Consider the following 24,175-nt stretch of genomic DNA (forward strand, 5'->3'; position numbering starts at 1 on the left):
CGTCATACCTGTGACCGCAGCCACGACAGGAACGCCTTCAGCGGCGGGCGCATCACCCCGGGGCGGGTGACGATCCAGTATCCGGCGTTCTCGTCGGTCGGGACGCCCTTCGCCGGCGCGATAACCTCGACGAGGCGGCCGGCGGCGATCTCGCCGAGCACTGCCGGTCTCGACATCACCGCGATGCCGAGGCCGGCGCGGACCCCTTCGAGCAGCGAGTGGTTGGGCAGGTGGGTGACCGCCTGCCGCGGCCCCTCGACGACGCCCTGCTCCGCGAGCCAGCGCGTCATCTCGTTGGCGCCGACCTCGACGATCCACGGCAGGTCCAGAAGGTCGGCCGCCGTCTCCACGCGCCGCCCGGCGACGAGCCCGGGCGCGCCGACGATCATGAACTCCGAGCGCAGGAACAGCTCCGCGACAACGCCGGGCCAGTCGCCGCGGCCGTAGCGGATCGCGACATCCACGCCGCCCGGCGCGAGGTCCACCACCTCGTAGGTGGGATTGAGCAGAAGGTCCACGCCGGGATTGGCGAGCAGGAAGGCCGGCAGGCGCGGCATGAGCCAGGCGTTGGCGAAGAGCGGCGTCAGGGTCACCTGGAGCGGCCGCCCGGCGTCGGCGCCGGTCAGTTCGTCGACCGCCCGGCGGATCTGCTGGAAGGCGTCGCCGAGCGCCGTGGCGAGGCGTGCGCCGTCCGGCGTCAGCGCGACCCGCCGGCCGCCGCCGCGCTCGACCAGGGTCGTGCCGAGGCGATCCTCCAGCGCGCGGATCTGCTGGCTGATCGCAGCGTGGCTTACGTTGAGCGCCGCCCCGGCGGCGGTGAACCCGCCGGTCTCCGCCAGCGCCGAGAAGGCCCTCAACGCCCCGAGCGGGGGCATGGTCAGCCAATCCATCTGTAAGCCATCCTTACGATGCCAAACCTTTCCTGAGTCGCAGAATTGGCGCTGAAAGCCCATATTGGCAAGACATCTGACGCAGGAAACGGGAGGCGCGAATGTTGGATAATCTTGCAGAATGCGCTTCGTCCGCCGCTCGTCGGGATGATCCGGCCGCTGCCCTCCACGAGGGTTCGCACGCCAGAGCGGCGGTCCGACACGAACCTGCCTTGGCCGGCGCCGCCGGTCGGGGCCCCAGGATGGAGGATTCGGCGATGATGCACGTTCGTCAGGACGATTTCGGCTTCGAGGCGGCGACCGCGCGCGGCCGCGAAGGCGGGTTCCGTCGCGCCATGGAGGGCTTCCGCGGCTGGTTCGCGCGCCGCGAGCACCGCGCCGCGGAAAGGCGCGCCGCGCGTCACCTCGCGATGATGGACCCCCATCTGCTGCGCGACATCGGCGTGTCCCGCGAGGAGGCGATGCGCCTCGCCCTGGGCGACGAGGAATAGAATGCTGACCGACCCGGCCGCGGCCGGGTCGGTCTCCTATTCCGCGGCGACCCGCCGCGCCGCCAGCAGCGGCCGGAGGTAGTGTCCGGTGTGGCTCGCCTCCACCGCGGCGATCTGCTCGGGCGTCCCGACCGCGACGATGGAGCCGCCGCCGTCGCCCCCCTCGGGACCGATGTCGATGATGTGGTCGGCGGTCTTGATGACGTCGAGGTTGTGCTCGATCACCACCACGGTATTGCCCTGCTCCACGAGTTCGTGCAGCACCTCGAGCAGCTTGCGCGTGTCCTCGAAATGCAGCCCCGTGGTCGGCTCGTCGAGGATGTAGAGCGTCCGCCCCGTCGAGCGCCGCGCCAGTTCCTTCGACAGCTTCACCCGCTGCGCCTCGCCGCCCGAAAGCGTCGTCGCCTGCTGGCCGACCTTGACGTAGCCGAGGCCGACCCGCATCAGCGTCGTCATCTTCTCGCGGATCGACGGCACGGCGGCGAAGAATTCCTCGGCGTCCTCCACGGTCATGTCGAGCACGTCGGCGATCGAGCGGCCCTTGAACAGCACCTCCAGCGTCTCGCGGTTGTAGCGCTTGCCCTTGCAAGTCTCGCAGGTGACGTAGACGTCGGGCAGGAAGTGCATCTCGATCTTGATGACGCCGTCGCCCTGGCAGGCCTCGCAGCGGCCGCCCTTGACGTTGAAGCTGAACCGGCCGGGCTTGTAGCCGCGCGCCTTGCTCTCCGGCAGGCCGGCGAACCAGTCGCGGATCGGACCGAAGGCGCCGGTATAGGTCGCCGGGTTCGAGCGCGGGGTGCGGCCGATCGGCGACTGGTCGATGTCGATGACCTTGTCGAGATGCTCGAGCCCCTCGATGGTCTCGCAGGGCGCCGGGGTCTGGCGGGCGCCGTTCAGCCGCATCGAGGCGGTCTTGAACAGCGTCTCGACCGTCAGCGTCGACTTGCCGCCGCCGGAGACCCCGGTGACGCAGGTGAACGCCGCGAGCGGGAAGGCGGCGGTCACGTCGCGCAGGTTGTTGCCCGTCGCGCCGCGGACGACGACCTTCTTGCCGTTGCCCTTGCGGCGGGCGGCCGGGATCGGAATTTCGCGCTCGCCGCGCAGGTACTGGCCGGTGATCGACGCCGGCGCGGCGGCGATCTCGGCCGGCGTGCCCTGGGCGATGATCTCGCCGCCATGGACGCCGGCGCCGGGACCGATGTCGACGACGTGGTCGGCCTCGCGGATCGCCTCCTCGTCGTGCTCGACGACGAGGACGGTGTTGCCGGCGTCGCGCAGGTTCTTGAGCGTGGTGAGCAGGCGGCCGTTGTCGCGCTGGTGCAGCCCGATCGACGGCTCGTCGAGCACGTAGAGCACGCCGGTCAGCCCGGACCCGATCTGGCTGGCGAGGCGGATGCGCTGGCTCTCGCCGCCGGAGAGCGTGCCGGCGTTGCGCGCCAGCGTCAGGTAGTCGAGCCCGACATTGACGAGAAAGCCCAGCCGCTCGCGGATCTCCTTCAGGATCGCGCGGGCGATCTCGTTCCTCTGCGCCGTCAGGGACGCGGGCACGGCCTCGACCCAGGCCAGCGCCTCGCGGATCGACATGCGCACCGCCTCGCCGATGTGGATGCCGGCGATCTTCACCGCCAGCGCCTCGGGCTTCAGCCGGTAGCCGTGGCAGACGCCGCAGGGGCGGTTGTTCTGGTAGCGCTCCATGTCCTCGCGCGACCAGGCGCTGTCGGTCTCGCGGTAGCGGCGCTCCATGTTGGGGATGATCCCCTCGAAGGGGCGCTCGATCTCGTAGACCCGGCCGCCCTCGTCGTAGCGGAAGCGGACCTTGTCGCCCTTCGAGCCCCAGAGCAGCGCGTCGCGCGCCGCGTCCGGCAGGTCGCGCCAGCGCGCGTTCCTGTTGAACCCGAAATGTGCCGCCAACCCCTCGATCGTCTGCCGGTAGTAGGGCGACTGGCCGCGCGACCATGGCGCGATCGCCCCCTTGAGGAGCGGCAGGCCCTCGTCCGGCACGATCAGCCGGGGATCGAAGAACAGCTCGACCCCGAGCCCGTCGCAGGCCGGGCAGGCCCCGAACGGCGCGTTGAAGGAAAAGAGCCGCGGCTCGATCTCGGGAATGGTGAAGCCGGAGACCGGGCAGGCGAATTTTTCGGAGAAGGTGATGCGTTCGGGCTCCGGCGCGGTTTCGCCCTCGGCGGCGGCCGGCGCGGTCTCCAGCACCGCGATGCCGTCGGCGAGGTCGAGCGCGGTGCGCATGGAATCGGCGAGCCGCGTCTCCAGCCCCTCGCGGACCACGATGCGGTCGACCACCACGTCGATGTCGTGGCGGAACTTCTTGTCGAGCTCCGGCGGGTTCTCCAGCTCGTGGAACACCCCGTCGACCTTGACCCGCTGGAAGCCCTGCTTGCGCAGGTCGGCGAACTCCTTGCGGTACTCGCCCTTGCGGTCGCGCACGATCGGGGCAAGCAGGTAGGCGCGCGTCCCCTCCGGCAGCGCCATGACCGCGTCGACCATCTGGCTGACCTGCTGCGCCTCGATCGGCAGGCCGGTGGCTGGCGAGTAGGGCACGCCGACGCGGGCGAACAGCAGCCGCAGGTAGTCGTAGATCTCCGTCACCGTGCCGACGGTGGAGCGCGGGTTCTTCGACGTGGTCTTCTGCTCGATCGAGATCGCCGGGCTCAGGCCGGAGATGTGGTCCACGTCGGGCTTCTGCATCATGTCGAGGAACTGCCGCGCATAGGCGCTCAGGCTCTCGACATAGCGCCGCTGCCCCTCGGCATAGATCGTGTCGAAGGCGAGGCTCGACTTGCCCGAGCCGGAAAGGCCGGTGATGACGACGAGCCGGTCCCTGGGAATGTCGATGTCGATCGACTTCAGGTTGTGTTCGCGCGCGCCGCGGACCTCGATGAACTTCTGTTCAGGCATCTCTCGCCCCTCGTGAAGCGCCATACATAGCGTCGCGCCGCGCCGATGCGAGTCGCAAGAGAAGAACAAAACGCGATCTCGCGCAAGCGCCGATGCTCGGCGGCAATCAGCGGCACAGGCCCTGCAACGCCACCCAGTCGCGGTCCGAGAGCGCCTCGCCGCCCTCGGCGCTCGCCGGCGGGGCCTCGAGCCCGATCCGGCGCAGGCCGTCGGCGAACGGCGCCGTCGGCAGGCCGGCCGTTCGCAGACGCTCGAACGCCGCCTCGATCTCCACCGGCCCCGGCGACGCCATGGCCGCCTCGACCGCCCGCCCCAGCGCCGGCTCGCCGAGCCTGCCGGTCAGCACGTAGCGCAGATCGGCGAACGGGCCGACCGCCGCCATGAGCCGCTCCGGTCCGGGCTGCATCGCCTCGCGCGCCAGCGCCAGCGCTACCCAGCCGGCGATCTCCGCCGGGTCGTCGGCCTGCAGGAGCGCCGTTCGGCCGAGCGCCACGGTCGGGCCGGGCAGGAGCGCGACGGGCGTCGGGCCGAGGTCGAGCGCCTGCGCCCGCGGCGGCGGCGCGCCCTCGGCCACCCGCGCGACCAGCGTCGCCAGCGCCCGCCGCCCCTCGGCGTCGGCGCAGAGCGGGCCGCGCGTGGCCATGATTTGCAGGAGCATCCGGTCGCCGAACTCCTCGACCGCTTCCGGGGGGACCATCCGCGCCGCCTGCGCCCGCAGCAGCGGCGGGCCCAGCGCCGCGAGGACCGCGGCGGCCGTCGCGACGACCAGCCAGGGCCACAGGCTGCGCCGCCGGCGTTGCGATCCGGGCGCAACGTCGCGCAGCCGGTGCGCCCGGCTGACCGCGGCGATCGCGTCGACCATGTCGGCGTCCTTGATCGTCAGCGTCTCCTCGCCGTCGCTGGTCATGGCATAGACCGTGGCCGGCCCGTCCTTGCCGATCGCCTGCACCCCGGCCAGCGCCCAGTGGCCGAGCGGCCGTTCCGAGAGATCGGTCAGCAGCAGCGTCGCGTCGCCGAAGCTCACCACGACCTCGCGCGGCGTGGCGCCGCCGGCCTCGCGCCATTGGCCGAGCGCCTCGAGGCGGACGTACTTGTCGAGCGCGGTCATGGTCGGGCGCGGTCTCCGGCTCGCGGCGCGGGGTGAATGCGGCCTGCATATCGCGCAGCGTCGCGCTTGTCATCGCCGGCGCCGGCGCCGTCGTCGCGCCCGCCCCGCGCCGTCCGCCGACGCGACCGATCCGCCGCTTGACGGGGCGTGACCGGGCTCTAGCCTCCGACGGGAGAACAGGGAGGAAAGCCATGATCCGCACCACCATCGCAGCCGCCGCGCTCGGCCTTGCCGCTGGGGGCGTGGCCTCGGCGGAGGATGTCGCCTACGAGGTCGACGGGACGGCCCTCGAAGGGTACTTCGCCGGCGCCGCCGAGCCGAAGGGGCTCGTGATCATCGTTCACGACTGGGACGGGACCGGCGACTACGAGCGCAGGCGGGCCGACATGCTTGCCGAACTCGGCTACGACGCCTTCGCCCTCGACGTCTACGGGGCCGGGAACCGCCCGGACACGATGGAGGGCCGGATGGCGGCGATGAAGACGGCCGTCTCCGATCCCGAGAAACTCCGGGCGCTCGTCGTCGGCGGGATCGACAAGGGCAGGGAGCTCAGCTCGGCGGACCGGTCCGTGCTGATGGGCTACTGCTTCGGCGGCGCGGTGGCGCTGGGCGCGGCGAGGGCCGGGGCGCCGGAGGGCGTGGTCGGCTTTGCGACGTTCCATGCCGGGCTGCCGGGGGGCGAGGCCGACTGGCCGGGCGAATCGCCGCCCGTCCTGATCCTGCACGGCGGCGCGGACCAGAGACCGAGCCTCGCGGACGTCGCGGCGTTCGCGGCCGGGATGGAGGAAGCGGCGGTTCCCTACGAGATCGAGGTCTATTCCGGCGCGCCGCACGCCTTCACGGTGTTCGGCTCGGACAACTACCGCGAACGGGCGGACCGGGAATCCTGGGCCGCGCTCCAGCGGTTCCTCGGCGAGGCCTTCCGGGCTGACCGGCGGCGGATCCGGCCGCAAGGCCGGACCGGTCGCAAGGCCGTGCAACGACGTTCGCGCCGCCTCCGAGGCGGCGGACGGGGGCTCATGCCGGCGGGCTCATGAAACGACTCGCGGACCTTTTTGACCCTTAACACTTTTATCGTGTGTATTCAGGTAGTTGCCCGTCTATCACGCGTGTTAGCCCGTGTTGCGCCGGGTGGCCTGGCAGACTCGCCGGTATCAGATCACCATCACCGGCGTGCCGATCTTCGCCCTCTCGTACACTTCGAGGATGTGCTCGTTGTAGAGCCCGATGCAGCCGGAGGACGACTGCCGCCCGATCTTGCGGATGTCGTTGCCGCCATGGATCAGGTAGTACTGCCAGCCGAGGTTCATCGCCCGGACCCCGAGCGGGTTGTCCGGCCCCGGCCCGACATAGGTGGGCAGGTCCGGGTTCCGCGCGATCATCGTGGGCGTCGGACGCCATTCGGGCTCCGGGCGCTTGAGCACGATCTCCGTGCGGCCGCGCCGGGTCATCTCCTCGCTCATGGGGACGGAGGTCGGATAGATGCGGTAGAACCCGTCCGCGCCCCAGTAGTGCAGGCTCCGGTCGTTGATGTCGGCGAGGATCGCGTCGTTCTCCACCGAGTCGAAATAGTCCCGCCAGTCACGGCTGATCGCGCCGGAGACGCGCCGCGTCGGCGCCGCGCCTTCCTCCGCCACCGGATCGAACGCCTGCGCCAGCGCCGGGCCGCCGAGCGCCAGCCCGGCGGCGCCGGCCAGCGCAGCCATGCCGAACCGCCGACGGTCCGGCCGGAAATCTTCGTCTGTCATGGTCTTGCCTGCTCTGGTTGTCCTGCTCTGCCTCCGACTTGCCCGCACGACCGACGCCGGTCAACCGCCAGCGGCGCACGCCCCTGTGATTGCGAGCGCGCGCGGCGTCGCGGCAACGCGTGACCGCGACGGCGGCCGCCTGCTATCCTGCCGCAATGGAGCTCGCCGCGATCTGCCGGGACTGCCAGACCGCCTTTGCCGGCGGCGGGCGCTGTCCGTCCTGCCGCTCGCCCCGGGTTCTCGCCCATACCGAGCTTGCGACGCTCGCGATCGCCCATGTCGACGCCGACGCGTTCTACGCCTCGGTGGAGAAGGCCGACGATCCGGCGCTGCGCGACCGGGCCGTGATCGTCGGCGGCGGTCGGCGCGGCGTGGTCTCGACCGCCTGCTACATCGCCCGGTTGTCGGGCGTCCGCTCGGCGATGCCGATGTTCGAGGCGCGCCGCCGCTGCCCGGAGGCTGTGGTCGTGCCGCCGCGGATGCGCCGCTATGTCGAGGTCAGCCGCGCCATCCGGGCGATGATGGAGGCGCTGACGCCGCTGGTGGAGCCGTTGTCGCTCGACGAGGCCTTTCTCGATCTCGCCGGGACCGAGCGGCTGCACCGCGCGCCCCCGGCGGTTCTGCTCGTGCGGCTTCAGGCGCGCATCGAGACCGAGCTCGGGGTCAGCGTGTCGATCGGGTTGTCGCACAACAAGTTCCTGGCAAAGCTCGCCTCCGAGGCGGAGAAGCCGCGGGGTTTCAGCGTGATCGGTCGCGCCGAGACGCTCGCGTCGCTGGCGCCCCGCCCCGTGGCGGCGATCTGGGGCGTCGGTCCGGCCGCCGCCGCCGCGCTTGAGGCGGAGGGGATCCGCACCTTTGCGGACCTCCGCCGCCGCGACCGCAAGGCCCTCGTGACACGCTTCGGAGTGCTGGGCGACCGGCTGTGGCGGCTTGCGCGCGGGGAGGACGACCGCAGGGTGTCCCCCGACCGCCCGCCGAAGTCGGTGTCGAACGAGACGACGTTCGAGGAGGACGTCTCCGATCTCGCGGCGCTGATCCCGGTGCTGTGGAGGCTCGCCGAGGAGGTCTCCGCCCGGCTCAAGGCCGCCGGGATCGCCGGGTCGGTGGTGACGCTGAAACTCAGGCGCGCCGACCACCGGCTGCTGACGCGGCGCGTCAAGCTGGCGGGGCCGACGCAGATGGCGGAGCGGCTCTATCGGGCGGCGCTGCCCATGTTGCAGCGCGAAATGGCGGGGGCCGCACCGTTCCGGCTCATAGGGATCGGAGCCTCCGAACTGGAGCCGGCAATGTCCGACGATGCCGCCTCCGACCTTCTCGATCCGTCCGACGCCAAGCGCCTCGCCGCGGAGCGGGTGACAGATGCGATACGAAACCGCTTTGGGCCGGACTCGGTTCGACTGGGACGTGCATCGGTCTGATTTGCTCGCGCTTACCGTGCGATCGGGTGGTTTTTTGGGCAGATTTGCCCATCCTCCAAAAGAATCACGTCACGGATGCGATGCAGGCGTTGACTATGCTGCGCTGCGGCATAAATTGGGGTTCGTGATGCGTTGCATCACATACGCCCTACGGGCGTTTCCTCCCTAAACTTGGGCCGTGCCTCGTGCACGGCCTCTTTTTTTCCCGAGGGGAAGCGCGTCGGCGATGCGTTCGGCGTCCGGCGATCGATCGCGTTCCGCGACAGATCGTCTCCGGAACCGGCGCCAGTCGCCGCCTTGCATCCCCCGGCCTCGCGCCTAGCTTCATCCGGCCGCCGTGACGCGGCGCGACACACGCGGAGGCGCAGGTGAAGAAGATCGGGTTCCTCTCCTTCGGCCACTGGTCGCCTGCGCGCGGCTCCGCCACCCGCACGGCGCAGGACGCGCTCCTCCAGTCGATCGACCTCGCCGTCGCGGCCGAGGAGCTCGGCGCCGACGGGGCCTATGTGCGGGTCCACCATTTCGCGCGCCAGCTCGGCTCGCCCTTCCCGCTGCTGGCCGCCATCGGCGCCCGGACGCGGAAGATCGAGATCGGCACCGCCGTGATCGACATGCGCTACGAGAACCCGTTCTACATGGCGGAGGACGCGGGCGCGGCCGATCTGATCGCCGGCGGACGGTTGCAGCTCGGCATCAGCCGCGGCTCGCCGGAGCAGGTCATCGACGGCTGGCGGCACTTCGGCCACGCGCCGGCCGAGGGCGAGACCGACGCCGACATGGCGCGGCGCCACGCCGAACTGTTCCTCCAGCTCCTGAAGGGCGAGGGCTTCGCCCGGCCCAACCCGCGGCCGATGTTCCCGAACCCGCCGGGACTCCTGCGCCTCGAGCCTCATTCCGAGGGTCTGCGCGAACGCATCTGGTGGGGCGCGGCGACCGACGCCACCGCGGTCTGGGCGGCGAAGCTCGGCATGAACCTGCAAAGCTCCACGCTGAAGTTCGACGAGACCGGCGAGCCCTTCCACATCCAGCAGGCGAAGCAGATCCGCGCCTACCGGGCGGCCTGGAAGGCGGCGGGCCACGAACGCGCGCCGCGGGTTTCGGTGAGCCGCTCGATCTTCGCCCTCGTTAGCGACCGGGACCGCATGTACTTCGGCCGCCCCGGCGAGGAGAGCGACCAGGTCGGCTACATCGAGGAGAACACCCGCGCCATCTTCGGCCGATCCTACGCCGCCGAGCCCGACCGGCTGGTCGAGCAGCTGCGGGACGACGAAGCCATCGCCGAGGCGGACACGCTGCTTCTCACCGTGCCGAACCAGCTCGGGGTCGACTACAACGCCCACGTCATCGAGGCGATCCTGACCCACGTCGCCCCCGCCCTCGGCTGGCGGTGACCGTCCGCCTGATCAGCCGTTCACGACGACGCGGACCCCGCCTTGCCAGCTTCCCTGCCCCCGGCTAGCTAGGGCGGCGGACAGCGGAGAGGGCGGCGATGCACCACCGGACGGCGGCGGACTGGCGCGCGGCGACCCACAAGCGCGTGGCGCTCTTCGGCATGTCCGGCCTCGGCAAGACCCGCATCGCCGCGATGCTGCGCGACGAGGCGCAATGGTTCCACTACTCGATCGATTTCCGCATCGGCACCCGCTACATGGGCGAGCACATCGTCGACAATTTCAAGCGCGAGGCGATGCGCAACCCGTTCCTGCGCGAGCTTCTTCGCTCCGATTCGATCTATATCGCCTCGAACATCACCTTCCAGAACCTCAGCCCGCTCTCGACCTATCTCGGCAAGCCCGGCGATCCGGCGAAGGGCGGCATTCCTTTCGACGAGTACCTCCGCCGCCAGCGCCAGCACCGTGAGGCCGAGATCGCCGCCACCCGGGATGCGCTGCACTTCATCGACAAGGCGCGCGACATCTACGGCTATGACCACTTCGTCTGCGACACCTCGGGCTCGCTCTGCGAGGTCGTCGACCCGGACGATCCCGGCGACCCTGTCCTCTGCGACCTCGCCTCGGCGGCGCTGCCGATCTGGATCCGCGGGACCGAGGCCCATGCCCGCGATCTCGAAGCCCGCTTCGACAAGGCGCCGAAGCCCATGTACTACCCCGAGAATTTCCTCGTGTCGCTGTGGGACGCCTATCGCGCCGAGCGCGGCCTTGCTCCCGACGACGTGGACCCCGACGCCTTCGTTCGGCACGGCTTTCGCCAGCTGATCGCCCACCGCCGCCCGCGCTACGCGGCCATAGCCGAGCGCTGGGGCGTTACGGTGGACTCGGACGAGGTCGCGGCGGTCCGGGACCCGGGGGACTTCGTGGAGCTGGTCGAACTGGCGCTGGCGCGCCGCTAGCGAGGCAACGGACTGAAAAGGCGTGACTTTATCTGGCTGGAACGCGGCTGGAACTCGGCTGGAATCGGGCTTGCCACTTTTTGTACCGGCGAGTCTACGAGGCCACCCGGCGCAACACGGGCTAACACGCGTGATAGGTTGGGTAACTATCTGAGTATACACGATAAAAATGCCAAATGCAAAATGGGAGGGCCGCGAGTCGTTTCATGAGCCCGCCGGTATTAGGCGTTCGGGAAGGCTTCGCCACGGGTCGGCGCCCGGGCCGTTGGCGTGGCTCCGTGCGGAAGGGGTCGTCAGCCGTTGGTGCGGCGGCTCCAGAACCGCCGCCGCCACAGGCTCGCGCGGCGACGGGCGCGGATCACCGCGGCGGACACGCGGGGGCGCAGGACCGGAAAGTCCACCGCGAGGAGCAGCAGCCCGAGCGGCAGCATCCAGATGCCCAGCACCGGCAGGAACGAGAACACTCCGCCGAGCATCAGCAGGAGACCGAGGGGCGCCCGGATCAGCCGCATGCGGCGGTGCAGGAGCGACTCGGTCACGCCGTCCGCGCCGGGAGCGAGGCGTCCCATCGCGCGGAACTGCCGGCGAAGCCTGTGCTCCTGCTTTCGCTGCTCCCTGGTCACGCTGCTTCCGTTCCGGGCCACGTGCAGCCAATGTGCGCATGTGGCCGACCGGGATCAAGCGCGACGGCGGTCACGAGGCCGTCGCAATCCCGCCGCGTCCGGGCCGCCCCGGACGTTTCCAAGCAGCCGCGCCAGCCACGGCGCGCATTTCCGCCCGCGGTGCGCCTTGTCCTGAACGCCGGACACCTCGGCCCGGCCCCAGCCGGTCGCCTACGCGGATAGTCTTCCGCGCCAATGGCTTGCCCGGCCCGCATCGCCGCGGGCCATGACTATTCCACCCGCTCGAAGCGCAGCCGAACCTGGTTCGGGCCGGTCAGGATCAGTCCGTCGGCGCCGTTCTCGCCGTGGTCGACCGCCGCGAGCGCCGCGAAGGCGGCCGTCTCCGCCGCAAGCTCCGGGCAGGCCATGCGCGTCGTCGCGATCGGCCGGAACGTCAGGTCGGGCCAATGCCCCTCGTAGTCGGCATTGAACAGGTTGCATGGGCCCTGACCGGCGATTCGGCCGTCCTCGGTCAGCGTCGCGGTCAGGCGCGCCGGGTAAGGCTCGCCATTCAGCTCGACCAGACGCCATTCCGTGCCCGGCAGGATCCAGCCCGCCGGGCCGCCGGCCGGCTCGTCCGACGTTACCGGCGCGCAGGCGGCGAGCGCCAGCGCCAGGGTCAGCGCCGCCCTCAATTCCTCGACTCCAGCAGACGGCGCGCGATCACCTGCGCCTGAATCTCCGCCGCGCCCTCGAAGATCGACAGGATCCGTGCATCGCACAGCACCCGGCTGATCTGGTATTCGAGCGCGAAGCCGTTGCCCCCGTGGATCTGCAAGGCGTTGTCGGCGTTCGCCCAGGCGATCCGCGCCGCCAGGAGCTTCGCCATCCCGGCCTCGAGGTCACAGCGCCGGCCCTCGTCCTTTTCGCGCGCGGCGAAGTAGCTGAGCTGGCGGGCGATCATGATCTCCACCGCCATCATGGCGATCTTGCCGTAGACGCGCGGGAAGGCGATCAGCGGCTTGCCGAACTGCCTGCGCTCCTGCGCATAGCGCAGCCCCAGCTCCAGCGCGCACTGGGCCACGCCGATGGCGCGGGCCGCCGTCTGGATACGGGCGGACTCGAAGGTCTGCATCAGCTGCCTGAAGCCCTGTCCCTCGACGCCGCCGAGCAGGTTCTCCGCCGGCACCCGGAACCCGTCGAAGCCAAGCTCGTATTCCTTCATGCCCCGGTAGCCGAGCACCTCGATCTCGCCGCCGGTCATGCCGGGCGTCGGGAAGGGCTCCGTTTCGGTCCCGCGGATTTTCGGCGCGATCAGCATCGAGAGGCCGGAATAGTCGCTCGTCGCCGGATCGGTGCGCACCAGGAGCGTCATCACGTCGGCGCGCGCGGCGTGGGTGATCCAGGTCTTGTTGCCCGTCACCACCCAGCTGTCGCCCGCCCTGACCGCCCGCGTCCGCAGGCTTCCGAGGTCCGAGCCGGTGTTCGGCTCGGTGAACACCGCGGTCGGCAGCACTTCGGCGCTGGCGATCTTCGGCAGCCACTCGGCCTTCTGCGCCTCGGTGCCGCCGCCGAGGATCAGCTCCGCCGCGATCTCCGAGCGGGTGCCGAGCGATCCGACGCCGATATAGCCGCGCGACAGTTCCTCGGACACGACGCACATCGCCGTCTTGGGCAGGCCGGAGCCGCCGTATTCCTCCGGGATGGTGAGCCCGAACACCCCGAGCGCCCCCATCTCCTCGAGGATCTCCAGCGGGATCAGCTCGTCCGCGAGGTGCCATTGGTGGGCGTTGGGCGCGACCCGTTCGTCGGCGAAGCGGCGGAACTGGTCGCGGATCATCTCGAAGTCCGCGTCGAGCCCGGTGGCGCCATAGGTGGCCACGCCGGACCGGGCCAGCATCAGCTCGACGAGCCGCGCCCGCGCGGCGTCGGTGTTGCCAAAGTCGACGAGGCTCGCCGTCGCCGCGAGGAAGGGGGCGAGATCCGCGCCCGTCAGCCCGGCGTCCCGCGGCCGGGCGATCTCGCCCTGCGACATCGGGATGCCGCCGGCGATCTGGGCGAGGTACTCGCCGAAGGCGATCTGCAACAGCAGGCGCTCCATCTCGCCGAGCCTGCCCTCGGCCTCCAGCCGCCCGGCCCAGGCCCGCATCTCGCGCAGCGCCTCGACATAGGTGGCGATCCAGGCCAGCGCATGCGCGGCGCTCTGGTCGGCCTCCAGCGCCTTCATCGAGACCCGCCCGCCGGCCGAGACCCGCGCCGCCACCTGCGCCTGCGCCGTGGCCAGCAGAACCTCCGCGGCGGCGGCCGCCATCGCGGTCTTCGCCATCAGGTCGGCAACGAGGACGGGCTCGGAGGCAAGGGCGCGGGCGGGTTCGCTCATCGGGACGGTCCTGTGCTGCGGCCGGGTCTGTTGCGTTGCGGAATCGGTTGTGCGGTTGCGCTGGACCCTAGGGGTCCGGCCGCCGTCCGTCAATTGCGCGCAACAAAGCGCCCATGGAGAGGGAAAGCGCAGACACTTTCTTGTGCGCGCGGATGACGTTTTCCGGGGGCGTGCTAGGGTTTGCGGTGGAGGCCCTGCAATGCGTCTCGTGCTCGCCCTGCTGCTCGTCTGCCTTCCCCTCGCGGCGGCGGCGGCGCCGTGGCGGCTCGATCCGGCGACCCGGGTCGCGGTGGACGTCTCCTGGAAGGGCAGCACGGTCGAGCTGACCTTCCCCGAGCTCTCCGGCACGATCGATTTCGACGAGAAGCGCCCCGAGACGACGCGCGCCCGCATCGTCGTCGCCGCCGGTTCGGTCGAGGCCGCCCTGCCGCCGGCCGCCGTCGTGGTGAAGGGGCCGGACTTTCTCGGCGTCGGGCGCTGGCCGGAGGTGGTGTTCGAGCTCGACCGGCTGACCCCGACGTCGAAGAGCACGGCGGACGTCGCCGGTCGCCTGACGCTCCGCGGGATCACGAAACCCGTGTCGTTCAAGGCGACCGTCACGCAGTATGGCCCGGCGCCGGACGACCCGGATCGCTTCGTCGCCAGCTTCGACATCACCGGCAGCGTCGACCGCACCGCCTTCGGCTCGACCGGCGGCCTGCCGGACGTCGCCGCGAGGATCGGCCTGCGCATCCATCTGGCGATGGCTTCGGAATGACCCTTGCCCCGGCCCGCGACGGACCCGGGGGATGGGGCTGGGTGACGCGCGTCCTGCACTGGGGCCTTGCCGGGCTGATCCTGTTCCAGCTCGGCCTCGGGCTTCGCAGCGCCGGGTTCACGCCCGACCTCGCCGAACGGTTCGCGCTGACCCAGACGCACAAGAGCTGGGGCGCGCTGATCCTCGTGCTCGTGCTTGCGCGGATCGGCTGGCGGCTCGCCGCCCCCGGGCGTCCGCCGCTGCCCGGCCCGGCGTGGCAGGCGCGGGCGGCGCGGGCCAGTCATGCGGGCCTCTACGCCCTGATGCTCGCCCTGCCGCTGTCGGGCTGGGTCGCAGTGTCGGCGGCGCCGATCCAGGATCTGCTCGGCATCCGCAACATGGCCTTCGGCCTCGTCCCGCTGCCCGACCCCTGGATTCCGGGCGACGCGCGTGTCGGGAAAGCAGCCGAGGCCGTGCATCTCTGGGCCGCGATCGGGCTCGCCGCGCTCGTCGGGCTCCATGTCGCCGCGGCGCTGCGCCACCATTTCGTGCTGCGCGACGGGGTGCTGCGCGGCATGATCGTCGGGCGGTGAAAGGAAGACGCGCCCCGGAGGGGGGCGCGTCGATTTCGCGGACGTCGGAGCCGGGTCAGGCGGCGTCGGGCGCCGGCGGCTCGCGGCGCGAGGTCATGAACTGGTCGAACTCGGCCTGGTCCTTGGCGTGGCGGAGCTGGTCGAGGAAGGCGGTGAACGCCTCGCGCTCGTCCTCCAGCCGCTTCAGCGTCTCGGCGCGATAGGCGTCGAAGGCGGCGTTGCCGGTGGGCGCGGCGGCGGCGGCGCGGAAGGCGTGGCGGTTGTGGGCGCGGCGGCCCCAGCCGTTGCAGGACATGCGTTTGCTCCAGATCATGTAGGCGAGAATGGCGAGGCCGATCGGCCAGAACAGGATGAAGCCGAGGACCATGGCGACGAGCCAGGCGGGCCGGCCACGGGCGTCGAGCCAGTCGCGCGACCGCTCGAACCCGGAGGTGACCGGCCGCGTCCAACTCCCGCCCGTCTGGGCCCAATCGGCGGCGGCGGTGTGCATCAGGCGCTCCCTTCGATGTGAATGTAAATCACATTTACATAGATGCCCCATGCTCCCGATTCCGTCAAGTGGCGGCCTTGGAAATTTCAATGGGGGATGATGCCGAGGCCGCGCAGGTAGATGCCGGTGCCTGACTCGAGCATCTCCTCGGCCGAGTAGGGGGCCCGCGAGCCGGGCGCGCCGCGGGCGAAAAGCTCCACGACGCCGTGGCTGAGCGCCCAGACGTGGTTCGCCACCATCTGCGCCGGCGGACGGCGGGCGGCGGGCAGGTGCGCGGTCAGCCGTTCGGCCAGCCGCACGAGGACCGACATCGCCCGGTTCGAGGCGCGGGCGAGGCCGGGATCGCCGGCGAGGCCCACCCCGCTCTCGAACATCGCGGCGTAGTGGCCGGGGTGGCTGCGGGCGAAGTCGATGTAGACCTGCCCCGCCATCGAAAAGGCGGCCAGCGTCGAGAGGCGGGGGTCGTCCACCACCCGCTCCAGCCGGTCGGCGAAGGCCTCGAAGCCCTGCCGCGCCACTTCCTCGATCAGTTCGTCGCGGTTGCGGAAATGCCGGTAGGGCGCGGCGGGGCTGACCCCGGCCGAGCGCGCCGCCTCGGCCATGGTGAAGCCGAGCGGACCCTTCTCCTCGACGAGCTTCAGCGCGGCCTCGACCAGCGCCTCGCGCAGGTTGCCGTGATGGTAGCTCTTGCGCGCCCGCGGATCGGTCTCCTCCATGGGCCTGACCTACGCCGGACGCCCCCGCCGCCACAAGCCCGCCGCCCCGACTCGGCGTCAAGGCCGACCGCCCCGGTTCCGCCCGGCGTTCCGCCGGCCGGACCCGGGCGCCGCGTCGACCGCGCAGCGGCGGCCCCGTTTCGCCCGCGGCGCGTTTCACCGTTGCGAAGGCGGCGCCGTCCTTGCGGAACCCGCCCGCCGAACGCCCCGCGACGCGGGCCGCGCCGGACGGATCGGCCGTCTGGCTGGCGTCAGACCAGCGTTCGCGCCGGCCGCAGCCGTTCCGCCGGCTTGGAGTAGCGCGGCGCGGTCAGCACGGTCTGCGGCTTAACGCCCCCGAGCTCCAGCGCCCGCGACTTCAGGAGCTCGGTCGCCTCGACGGAGCCGGAGGGCAGCGTCGCCGCGTCGATCGGGTCGCCGATGGTGATCCGATAGGGCTGGTGGCGCTTGTTCAGCACCTCGTGGAACAGCGTGATGTCCCGAAGCGTCGGATGGATGCGGTCGAAGAGGTAGAACAGCGCCGAGTTGCGCGCCGTGATGTGCAGCGGCGTCACCGGCAGGTTGTACTTGCGCGCCAGCATCGCCGCCGAGGCCATCCAGGGCCGCTCGTGCAGCGACAGCCAGCGCCGCTTCGCCAGCCGCCCCGAGGGAAAGATCACCGCCAGCCTGCCCTGCTCGAAGGCGGCGTGGGCATAGGCCAGCGTCTCGCGATTCTGCTTGTGGGTGCGCTTCTCGGGGCGCCACTCGACCGGCGCGATCACCTCGCCAAGCTGGGGCAGCACGCGCAGCGCATCGGCGTTGGCGAAGATGAAGAGGTCGGGCCGCCGCGCGGCCAGCGCCCCGAACAGCACCACCCCGTCGGCGATGCCCGTCGGGTGGTTGCACACGACGATCCCCGGCCCCGAGGCCGGAAGGCGCTCGAGGCCCGTCACGGTGACGTGGTGGGCGATCATGTCCGAGAGCGAGGCGAGGATGTCCGGCCCGGGCATCGGTTTCAGCGTCTCGCCGACGCGGATCGTCTTGTCGTACTTGAGCAGCCCGTGGAGGAACGGGCGAACCAGCCGCGCCTTCAGGTCGCCCCGGCGCAGCCACGGCGCCCTTTCCTCGATCAGCTGATCGACGATCGCCTGCATCTCGGGGTCGCGCGCGCGCATGAGCGAAAATCGCATGGCCGGCCTCTCCGCTCAACCTTCCTCGCGCAACAGTCGGGTGACGATTTCACCGGTGTCGCGCGACAGACCCGGCATCGCCGCGAGCCGTTCCAGCTCGCGCCCCATCGCGCTCCGCCGGCCGGCGTCGAACGTCCGCCATGTTCCGAACGCGCCGGCGGTCCGCGCAGTGGTCCGCGGGTTGACCGGGTCGAGCCGGACGAGCCAGTCCGCCACGAAGCGGTAGCCGGCGCCGTCGGCGCGATGAAACCCCGCCGGGTTCCCGGCGGCGAAGGCGCTCACCAACGCACGGAACCGGTTCGGGTTGCGCCAGTCGAAGTCGGATCGCGCCGCAAGCGCCGTCACGGCTTCCACCGCGCGGTCGGGCGGAGCGAGCATCGCCTGGACGGTGAACCACTTGTCGATGACGAGCCCGTCGCCGCGCCACTTGGCCTCGAAGGCCGCGAGCGCGTCCGCGGCCGCGCCGTTCGCCACCAGGAGCGAGAGCGCGCTCATCGTCTCGGTCATGTTGTCGGCGGCGGCGAGTTGCGCGGCGGCGGGGGCCGGGTCGCCGTCGCGCGCGACGACGAGCGCCAGCGCCCGCGCCCGCAGCGCCCGCCGGCCGGCGGCGGCCGCGTCGGGCGAGTAGGGCCCCGGCGTGGCATTCTGCGCAAGAAGCGCCTCTAGCCGGGCGCCGAGCGCGGCGCCGAGCGCCGCGTCGAGCCGGCGGCGGGCGTGATGGACTTCCAGCGGATCGGGGGCGCCGGTCATCGCGATCTGGGCGATCACGTCCTCCTGCGCGGGCAGCGAGAGCGCGAGCGCCTTGTAGGCCGGGTCGAGCGTGGCGTCGTCGGCGAGGCGCGTCATCGCGTCGAGGAAGCCAGCGTCGGGCGGCGCGGCCTCGCCGGTCGCGTCCCGGGTCAGCAGTTCCAGCGCATAGGCCCGGCCCGCCTCCCAGCGGTTGAACGGGTCGGCGTCGTGGGCGATCAGCCGGGCGCGCTCGGCGGCGGTGGTCTCGCGCGCGAGGATCACCGGCGCCGAGAAGCCGCGCAGCAGCGACGGGGTCGGCCGTTCGGGCAGGTCCCAGGTCTCTTGCGCCTCGGCCCGGTCGAGCACGATCAGCCCGGCCGCCAGCTCCGTCCCCTCGGCGCCGATCAGCCCGTAGGCGATGGGGATCGGCGCCGGGCGCTTTTCCGGCTGGCCGGGCGTCGGCGGCGTGGTCTGCGCGAGGCGGAGCGTGTAGCGGCCATTTTCCCAGGTTTCGGCGACGTCGACGCGCGGCGTGCCGGCCTGCCGGTACCAGAGCAGGAACTGCGACAGGTCGCGCCCGGAGACGTCCTCGAAGACGGCGAGCCAGTCCTCGATGGTGACGGCCTGCCCGTCGTGGCGCTCGAAGTAGAGGTCGAGCGCGCGCGCCCAGGTCTCCGGGCCGACGAGGGTGCGCAGCATCCGCACCACCTCGGCGCCCTTCTCGTAGACCGTGGCCGTGTAGAAGTTGTTGATCTCGACGTATTCCTCCGGCCGGACCGGATGGGCGAGCGGGCCTGCGTCCTCGCGGAACTGCGCGCTCCGCAGGCGGATCACGTCCTCGATCCGCTTCACCGCGGGCGAGCGCATGTCGCCGGCGAACTGCTGGTCGCGGAAGACGGTGAGGCCTTCCTTGAGCGAGAGCTGGAACCAGTCGCGGCAGGTGATACGGTTGCCGGTCCAGTTGTGGAAGTACTCATGCGCGATGATGCGCTCGATCGCGGCATAGTCGGCGTCGGTCGCCGTCTCCGGGCTCGCGAGCACGTAGCGGGAGTTGAAGACGTTGAGCCCCTTGTTCTCCATCGCCCCCATGTTGAAGTCGTCGACGGCGACGATCATGAAGCGGTCGAGGTCGTATTCGCGGCCGTAGGCGTCCTCGTCCCACTTCATCGACCGCTTGAGCGCGTCCATCGCATAGGCGCAGCGCGGCTCGTCGCCGGGGCGCACCCAGATCTGCAACAGCACCTCGCGGCCCGACGCCGTGGTGAAGCGATCCTCGACGGCGCGCAGGTCGCCGGCCACCAGCGCGAACAGGTACGACGGTTTCGGGAACGGATCCTCCCATTCCGCCCAGCCCTCGCCGGCGGCGATCAGGTTGCCGTTCGACAGCAGCGCCGGTGTGCCGGCCGGAGCCTCGATCCGCACCCGGTAGCGCGTCATCACGTCCGGCCGGTCGGGCCAGTAGGTGATCTTGCGGAAGCCCTGCGCCTCGCACTGGGTGCAGTACATGCCCTTCGACATGTAGAGCCCTTCGAGCGCCGTGTTCTCGCCAGGCGCGATCTCGGTCTCGCAGGTCCAGGTGAACGGCCCTTCGGGCAGGAGCCCCGCCGGAACGACGAGGCCCTCCGCGTCCGCTGCGGCGGCATTCTGCGCCAGCGGGACGCCGTCGATCGCGGCGGCGACGAGCTTCAGCCGCCTGCCGTCCAGACGCAGGTCCTGCGGCCCGTCACCGGCGCGCGCCGGGTTCGGGCGCATGCTCGCCCGCGCGACCACCCGTGTCGCCGCAGGGTCGAGCCGGAAGGTCAGCTCCACGGCGTCGACGAGGAAGGCTGGCGGGCGATAGTCCGCGAGCCGGATCGTCCTGGCCTCGGCGTCGACGCCCATCTGGTCGCTCCCGTTCCCCTGCGCCGCAACGCTTAGCCGCGCGGCGGCGGTCGTCAACCCGCCGGGGCGACGATTGAAACCTGCCGGCCCCGCCGGCGGCGCGCCGCCGATACAGGCCGGGCGCAGGAACATCCGGCCGAGCGGCGATCCCGTCGCTCCCGAACCCGGGAACCCGTCCGATGCTCCACCGCCTCCGCGCCGCCGCCTGCCTCGCCCTGATCGCCGCCGCCCCCGCCGCCGCCGAGGAGACGGTGATGTCCCGGCCGATCCAGGCGGGCAGCCTCCACGAGGGGCCCCTCGACATGGTCGCCTACTGGCTTCCCGACGGCGACGGGAAGCTGGTCGTCACCGCCACCTTCGCGCCGCGCGAGGCGGCCGACGCCGTGCCCATGCGCATCGTGCTGCCGCTCTCCGACGGCGACGCGGCCGCCTTCGCCATGCCGGGCCATGCGGAGGCGGTCTACCGCTTCCGGCGCGCCGGCGCGGCCGTCACCGTCTCGGTGGACGCCGCGCCCGCCCGCGAGGGCATGGCCGGATCGTGAGCCGGCGGCGACGCGGCAGGGGCCTCGACGCCCCGCCGCGCCGGTCGTATCGTGGCGGCGCACCAGGCAGCACGCGCGGATCATGGCCAAGCCAGTCATCGGCATCATAGGAAACTCGCATCTCATCAACGACGAGTACGCCGTGCAGGCGGTGGGCGTCGCCAACATTGAGGCGGTGGCCGAGCTGACCGGCGCCATCCCCCTCGTGGTGCCGGCGCTGCCCGCGGTCGGCGCTATCTCGGACCTGATGGAGGCCTGCGACGGCTTCGTCTTCACCGGCGGACGGCCGAACGTGCACCCCTCGCACTGGGGCGAGGAGCCGACCGAGAAGCACGGCGCCTTCGACCCGGACCGCGACGCGGTGACGCTGCCCCTCATCCGCGCCTGCGTCGCGGCCGGGACGCCGATCTTCGGCATCTGCCGCGGCTTCCAGGAGTTCAACGTCGCGTTCGGAGGCACGCTCGACCCCGAGATCCGGGAGATCCCCGGCCGGCTGAACCACCGGATGCCGCCCGACGGCACGCTCGAGGAGAAGTTCGAGCACCGCCACACGGTTCGCCTGACGCCGGGCGGCGCCTTCGCGCGCATCCTTGGCGCGACCGAGGTCATGGTCAACTCGCTGCACGGGCAGGGCATCCGCGACAGGGGCGGTCGCGTGGTGATCGAGGGCTGGGCCCCCGACGACACGCCCGAGGCCATCCACATCGAGGGCGCGCCCGGCTTCGCCATAGCCGTGCAGTGGCACCCGGAATGGCGCGCGTCGACCGATCCGGTGTCGCGGCCGCTCTTCATGTCGCTCGGCGAGGCCGTGCGCCGCCGCGCGGGCTGATCGGGCCGGTGGCGCTCCCGGCGACCATGCGCGTTAACCCTGGCGAAACATCGGCGTTGCCCGATCCGGTCCCCGGGGCGTATCGCGAACGTTAACCTTGTCACACCGAAAGAGTGCTCCGCCCATGACCGTGGACGTCACCCAACCCACTTCGCAGGACGGCCTCACGCTTCAGGAGCTGTCCCTCTACCATGCCATCATGGACTATCGCACGAGCCTCGGGCTCGCCGCGATCCCGCTGTCCAGGGGTCTGACCACCACGGCGGGCCGGCATGTCGTCGACACGCGCGAAAACATCTGGGCCGAAGGCGTCACGCTTCCCGCCGGCACGAGCCTGCACAGCTGGAGCGACGCCTACTACTATGCCGACAACCGCGATCCGTCGGTGATGTGGGACGCGCCGCAACGGGTGAACTCGGGCTATGCGTCCGCGGGTTACGAGATCAGCGCGGCCGGCTTCGAGACCACCGAGGCCGCCCTCGAAGGCTGGAAGGGCTCGGCATCCCACAACGCCATCCTGACGCAGACCGGAATCTGGGCCGGCATCGACCTGAACGCCATCGGCATCGGGGTCGACACCTCCGAAGGCGCGGGCATCTACAGGGGCCGGGTCTTCCACGTCTGGTTCGGCGAGACGATCGACGCGGACATCCCCACCATCTCCGGCACGATTGCGGATGACGTCATCTTTGGCACGCTTTTCGCCGACCGCATCCTCGGCGACGAGGGCGCGGACGAGATCTACGGCTCGGACGGCGATGACGAGCTCCGGTGCAGAGCCGGGGACGATCAGCTCTTCGGCGGCGCCGGCAACGACATCCTCGGCGGCGGCGCCGACAACGACCGACTGTGGGGCGGGGACGGCGACGACGCGCTGACCGGCGGCACCGGCGACGACTGGCTCTGGGGCGAGGCCGGCGCGGATCAGCTCGACGGCCGCGAGGGCGCCGACATCCTGGTCGGCGGGCTCGGCGCAGACGTGCTGACCGGCGGCGCGGATGCCGACCTCTTCGTCTTCAACGCTCTGGCGGAGAGCCCGCGGGAGGCGCGGACGACCATCACCGACTTCGAGCCCGGGCTGGACCGCATAGACCTCTCCAGCATCGACGCGGTGGCCGGGACGCCGGCAAACGACGCCTTCGTCTTCGTCGGGACGGCGGAGTTCAGCGGACGGGCGGGCGAGCTGCGCCTGGGAAACACCCTCATCGCGCTCGACGCCGACGGCGACGGCGTCGCCGACCTTCAGGTGCTGATGAACAACCCCGGCGCGCTCTCGGCCGGCGACTTCATCCTCTGATCCGCGGCCGGGCGTTGCGGAGGCGCCGGCCGGCCGTATAGTGCGGCCGGGCGCGCGGCGCGGGCCGGCGAAGGCGCGGAGGGGATTGGCGTGACCATCGAGGATTTCATCGGCAGCAACGCCGTGGCGCTCGCGGTGGCGATTCTCGTCATCGTCTGTCTCTTCCTCGGGGTGCGGGTCGTGCCGCAGTCGGAGAAGTTCGTCGTCGAGCGTTTCGGCCGCCTGCGCGCCGTGCTCGGTCCGGGCCTCAACTTCATCGTGCCCTTCCTCGACCGCGTGGCGCATCGGATCTCGATCCTCGAGCGCCAGCTCCCGACCGCAAAGCAGGACGCGATCACCTCCGACAACGTGCTGGTGCAGGTCGAGACCTCGGTGTTCTACCGCATCATCGAGCCGGAAAAGACCGTCTACCGCATCCGCGACGTCGATGGGGCGATCGCCACCACCGTCGCGGGCATCGTGCGGGCCGAGATCGGCCAGATGGAGCTCGACCAGGTCCAGTCGAACCGCTCGGCGCTGATCACCCAGATCCGGGAATCGCTGGCCAACATGGTCGACGACTGGGGCATCGAGGTGACGCGGGTGGAGCTCCTCGACGTCAACCTCGACGCGGCGACCCGGGCGGCCATGCTCCAGCAGCTCAACGCCGAGCGGGCGCGGCGCGCGCAGGTGACCGAGGCCGAGGGCCGCAAGCGGGCGGTCGAGCTCGCCGCCGACGCCGATCTCTACGCCGCCGAGCAGTCGGCGAAGGCGCGCCGCATTACCGCCGACGCCGAGGCCTATGCGACGGGGGTGATCGCCCAGGCGATCACCGCGAACGGGCTGGAGGCGGCGCAGTTCCAGGTGGCGCTCAAGCAGGTCGAGGCGCTGGAGGAGATCGGCAAGGGCGCGGGCGGTCGGGTCGTCCTGCTGCCTGCGGACGCGGTCGACGCCTTCCGCGACGCCTTTTCCATGTTGAAGGGCGGGCGCTGATGCTCGGGACGTGGTGGTTCTGGGCGGTCGCCGCGGCTGTCCTCGCCGTGGCCGAGGCGCTGGCGCCGGGTTGGGTCTTCCTCGGCTTCGCGCTCGGCGCGGCGGGAATGTCGCTCTGGCTGCTCGCCGGCGGCCCCTTCGCGATGATGGTGTCCGGCTCTGCCTCGATCCAGCTCCTCGTCTTCGCGGTCCTCTCCCTCGCCGGCTGGGCGCTGCTCCGCCGCATCTTCGGCGCCCGCAAGGGCCAGGTGCGGATCGTCCGCAAGGACATCAACGACAACTGACCTCGGATCGCCGCTGGCGCCGCCCCGGCGACGGCTG

At 71.2% G+C, this 24,175-nt stretch carries 23 protein-coding genes; 12 read left to right on the top strand and 11 right to left on the bottom strand.

Annotated features, from left to right (window positions below):
• Nucleotides 1-2 precede the first annotated feature (2 nt).
• Nucleotides 3-890, bottom strand: coding sequence for a LysR family transcriptional regulator (locus tag KBA23_RS01325; protein ID WP_290735799.1), 888 nt, complete (start codon nt 888-890; stop codon nt 3-5).
• Between the two features lie 212 nt (nt 891-1,102).
• On the opposite strand from KBA23_RS01325, the gene KBA23_RS01330 reads away from it, so the two are divergent.
• Nucleotides 1,103-1,381, top strand: coding sequence for a DUF1127 domain-containing protein (locus tag KBA23_RS01330; RefSeq protein WP_290735801.1), 279 nt, complete (start codon nt 1,103-1,105; stop codon nt 1,379-1,381).
• A 36-nt stretch (nt 1,382-1,417) separates the two neighbouring features.
• Here KBA23_RS01330 and uvrA read toward each other — a convergent pair whose 3' ends face one another.
• On the bottom strand, nt 1,418-4,294 hold the full coding sequence (uvrA, locus tag KBA23_RS01335; protein ID WP_290735802.1) for an excinuclease ABC subunit UvrA: 2,877 nt from the start codon (nt 4,292-4,294) through the stop codon (nt 1,418-1,420).
• A gap of 106 nt (nt 4,295-4,400) precedes the next feature.
• Nucleotides 4,401-5,402: a hypothetical protein gene (locus tag KBA23_RS01340; RefSeq protein WP_290735803.1), complete on the bottom strand. Its 1,002-nt coding sequence runs from the start codon at nt 5,400-5,402 to the stop codon at nt 4,401-4,403.
• A gap of 191 nt (nt 5,403-5,593) precedes the next feature.
• On the opposite strand from KBA23_RS01340, the gene KBA23_RS01345 reads away from it, so the two are divergent.
• Nucleotides 5,594-6,439 (top strand): dienelactone hydrolase family protein, encoded by an 846-nt coding sequence (locus tag KBA23_RS01345; RefSeq protein ID WP_290735805.1) that lies wholly within the window; start codon nt 5,594-5,596, stop codon nt 6,437-6,439.
• Nucleotides 6,440-6,556: 117 nt separating this feature from the next.
• On the opposite strand, the gene KBA23_RS01350 is transcribed toward KBA23_RS01345, so the two are convergent.
• Nucleotides 6,557-7,150, bottom strand: a complete 594-nt coding sequence (locus KBA23_RS01350) for a L,D-transpeptidase (protein WP_290735808.1) — start codon at nt 7,148-7,150, stop codon at nt 6,557-6,559.
• A 155-nt stretch (nt 7,151-7,305) separates the two neighbouring features.
• Here KBA23_RS01350 and KBA23_RS01355 point away from each other — a divergent pair, with 155 nt between their 5' ends.
• The 3 genes from KBA23_RS01355 (at nt 7,306) to KBA23_RS01365 (ending at nt 10,918) form a co-directional block, all read left to right on the top strand.
• Nucleotides 7,306-8,568 (top strand): DNA polymerase IV, encoded by a 1,263-nt coding sequence (locus KBA23_RS01355; RefSeq protein ID WP_290735891.1) that lies wholly within the window; start codon nt 7,306-7,308, stop codon nt 8,566-8,568.
• A gap of 368 nt (nt 8,569-8,936) precedes the next feature.
• On the top strand, nt 8,937-9,959 hold the full coding sequence (locus KBA23_RS01360; RefSeq protein ID WP_290735810.1) for an LLM class flavin-dependent oxidoreductase: 1,023 nt from the start codon (nt 8,937-8,939) through the stop codon (nt 9,957-9,959).
• Between the two features lie 98 nt (nt 9,960-10,057).
• The gene (locus tag KBA23_RS01365) at nt 10,058-10,918 is read left to right on the top strand and encodes an ATPase (RefSeq protein WP_290735812.1); all 861 of its coding nucleotides are present in this window, start codon (nt 10,058-10,060) and stop codon (nt 10,916-10,918) included.
• Between the two features lie 293 nt (nt 10,919-11,211).
• Here KBA23_RS01365 and KBA23_RS01370 read toward each other — a convergent pair whose 3' ends face one another.
• From KBA23_RS01370 to KBA23_RS01380, 3 genes are all read right to left on the bottom strand, one after another.
• Complete coding sequence (locus KBA23_RS01370) at nt 11,212-11,541, bottom strand: tryptophan synthase subunit beta (protein WP_290735814.1); 330 nt, start codon at nt 11,539-11,541, stop codon at nt 11,212-11,214.
• A gap of 269 nt (nt 11,542-11,810) precedes the next feature.
• Nucleotides 11,811-12,215 (bottom strand): META domain-containing protein, encoded by a 405-nt coding sequence (locus KBA23_RS01375; RefSeq protein ID WP_290735816.1) that lies wholly within the window; start codon nt 12,213-12,215, stop codon nt 11,811-11,813.
• Nucleotides 12,212-13,900, bottom strand: coding sequence for an acyl-CoA dehydrogenase family protein (locus tag KBA23_RS01380; RefSeq protein WP_290735819.1), 1,689 nt, complete (start codon nt 13,898-13,900; stop codon nt 12,212-12,214). Before KBA23_RS01380 ends, KBA23_RS01375 begins: the two co-directional genes overlap by 4 nt.
• A gap of 199 nt (nt 13,901-14,099) precedes the next feature.
• On the opposite strand from KBA23_RS01380, the gene KBA23_RS01385 reads away from it, so the two are divergent.
• Complete coding sequence (locus tag KBA23_RS01385; RefSeq protein WP_290735821.1) at nt 14,100-14,657, top strand: YceI family protein; 558 nt, start codon at nt 14,100-14,102, stop codon at nt 14,655-14,657.
• Nucleotides 14,654-15,229, top strand: a complete 576-nt coding sequence (locus KBA23_RS01390; protein ID WP_290735823.1) for a cytochrome b — start codon at nt 14,654-14,656, stop codon at nt 15,227-15,229. Before KBA23_RS01385 ends, KBA23_RS01390 begins: the two co-directional genes overlap by 4 nt.
• A 55-nt stretch (nt 15,230-15,284) precedes the next feature.
• Here KBA23_RS01390 and KBA23_RS01395 read toward each other — a convergent pair whose 3' ends face one another.
• The 4 genes from KBA23_RS01395 to pepN all read right to left on the bottom strand — a co-directional run bounded on the left by KBA23_RS01395 (nt 15,285) and on the right by pepN (nt 20,214).
• The gene (locus KBA23_RS01395; RefSeq protein ID WP_290735826.1) at nt 15,285-15,719 is read right to left on the bottom strand and encodes a DUF2852 domain-containing protein; all 435 of its coding nucleotides are present in this window, start codon (nt 15,717-15,719) and stop codon (nt 15,285-15,287) included.
• A gap of 86 nt (nt 15,720-15,805) precedes the next feature.
• On the bottom strand, nt 15,806-16,435 hold the full coding sequence (locus KBA23_RS01400; RefSeq protein ID WP_290735828.1) for a TetR/AcrR family transcriptional regulator: 630 nt from the start codon (nt 16,433-16,435) through the stop codon (nt 15,806-15,808).
• A gap of 251 nt (nt 16,436-16,686) precedes the next feature.
• Entirely contained in the window at nt 16,687-17,604 is a 918-nt protein-coding gene (locus tag KBA23_RS01405) for a 1-acyl-sn-glycerol-3-phosphate acyltransferase (protein WP_290735830.1), read from the bottom strand.
• Nucleotides 17,605-17,619: 15 nt separating this feature from the next.
• Nucleotides 17,620-20,214: an aminopeptidase N gene (pepN, locus tag KBA23_RS01410; protein ID WP_290735833.1), complete on the bottom strand. Its 2,595-nt coding sequence runs from the start codon at nt 20,212-20,214 to the stop codon at nt 17,620-17,622.
• A 179-nt stretch (nt 20,215-20,393) separates the two neighbouring features.
• Here pepN and KBA23_RS01415 point away from each other — a divergent pair, with 179 nt between their 5' ends.
• The 5 genes from KBA23_RS01415 to KBA23_RS01435 all read left to right on the top strand — a co-directional run bounded on the left by KBA23_RS01415 (nt 20,394) and on the right by KBA23_RS01435 (nt 24,138).
• On the top strand, nt 20,394-20,756 hold the full coding sequence (locus KBA23_RS01415) for a hypothetical protein (RefSeq protein ID WP_290735835.1): 363 nt from the start codon (nt 20,394-20,396) through the stop codon (nt 20,754-20,756).
• 82 nt (nt 20,757-20,838) lie between these two features.
• Nucleotides 20,839-21,585: a gamma-glutamyl-gamma-aminobutyrate hydrolase family protein gene (locus tag KBA23_RS01420; RefSeq protein WP_290735838.1), complete on the top strand. Its 747-nt coding sequence runs from the start codon at nt 20,839-20,841 to the stop codon at nt 21,583-21,585.
• A gap of 124 nt (nt 21,586-21,709) precedes the next feature.
• Nucleotides 21,710-22,882, top strand: a complete 1,173-nt coding sequence (locus KBA23_RS01425; RefSeq protein ID WP_290735841.1) for a M10 family metallopeptidase C-terminal domain-containing protein — start codon at nt 21,710-21,712, stop codon at nt 22,880-22,882.
• Between the two features lie 90 nt (nt 22,883-22,972).
• A complete protein-coding gene (locus KBA23_RS01430) occupies nt 22,973-23,854 on the top strand; it encodes an SPFH domain-containing protein (protein WP_290735844.1) in 882 nt (293 codons plus the stop codon).
• Nucleotides 23,854-24,138 (top strand): hypothetical protein, encoded by a 285-nt coding sequence (locus KBA23_RS01435; protein ID WP_290735847.1) that lies wholly within the window; start codon nt 23,854-23,856, stop codon nt 24,136-24,138. Before KBA23_RS01430 ends, KBA23_RS01435 begins: the two co-directional genes overlap by 1 nt.
• The last annotated feature ends 37 nt before the right edge of the window (nt 24,139-24,175 follow it).

This window comes from Amaricoccus sp. (genome assembly GCF_017995835.1).
GTDB lineage: Bacteria > Pseudomonadota > Alphaproteobacteria > Rhodobacterales > Rhodobacteraceae > Amaricoccus.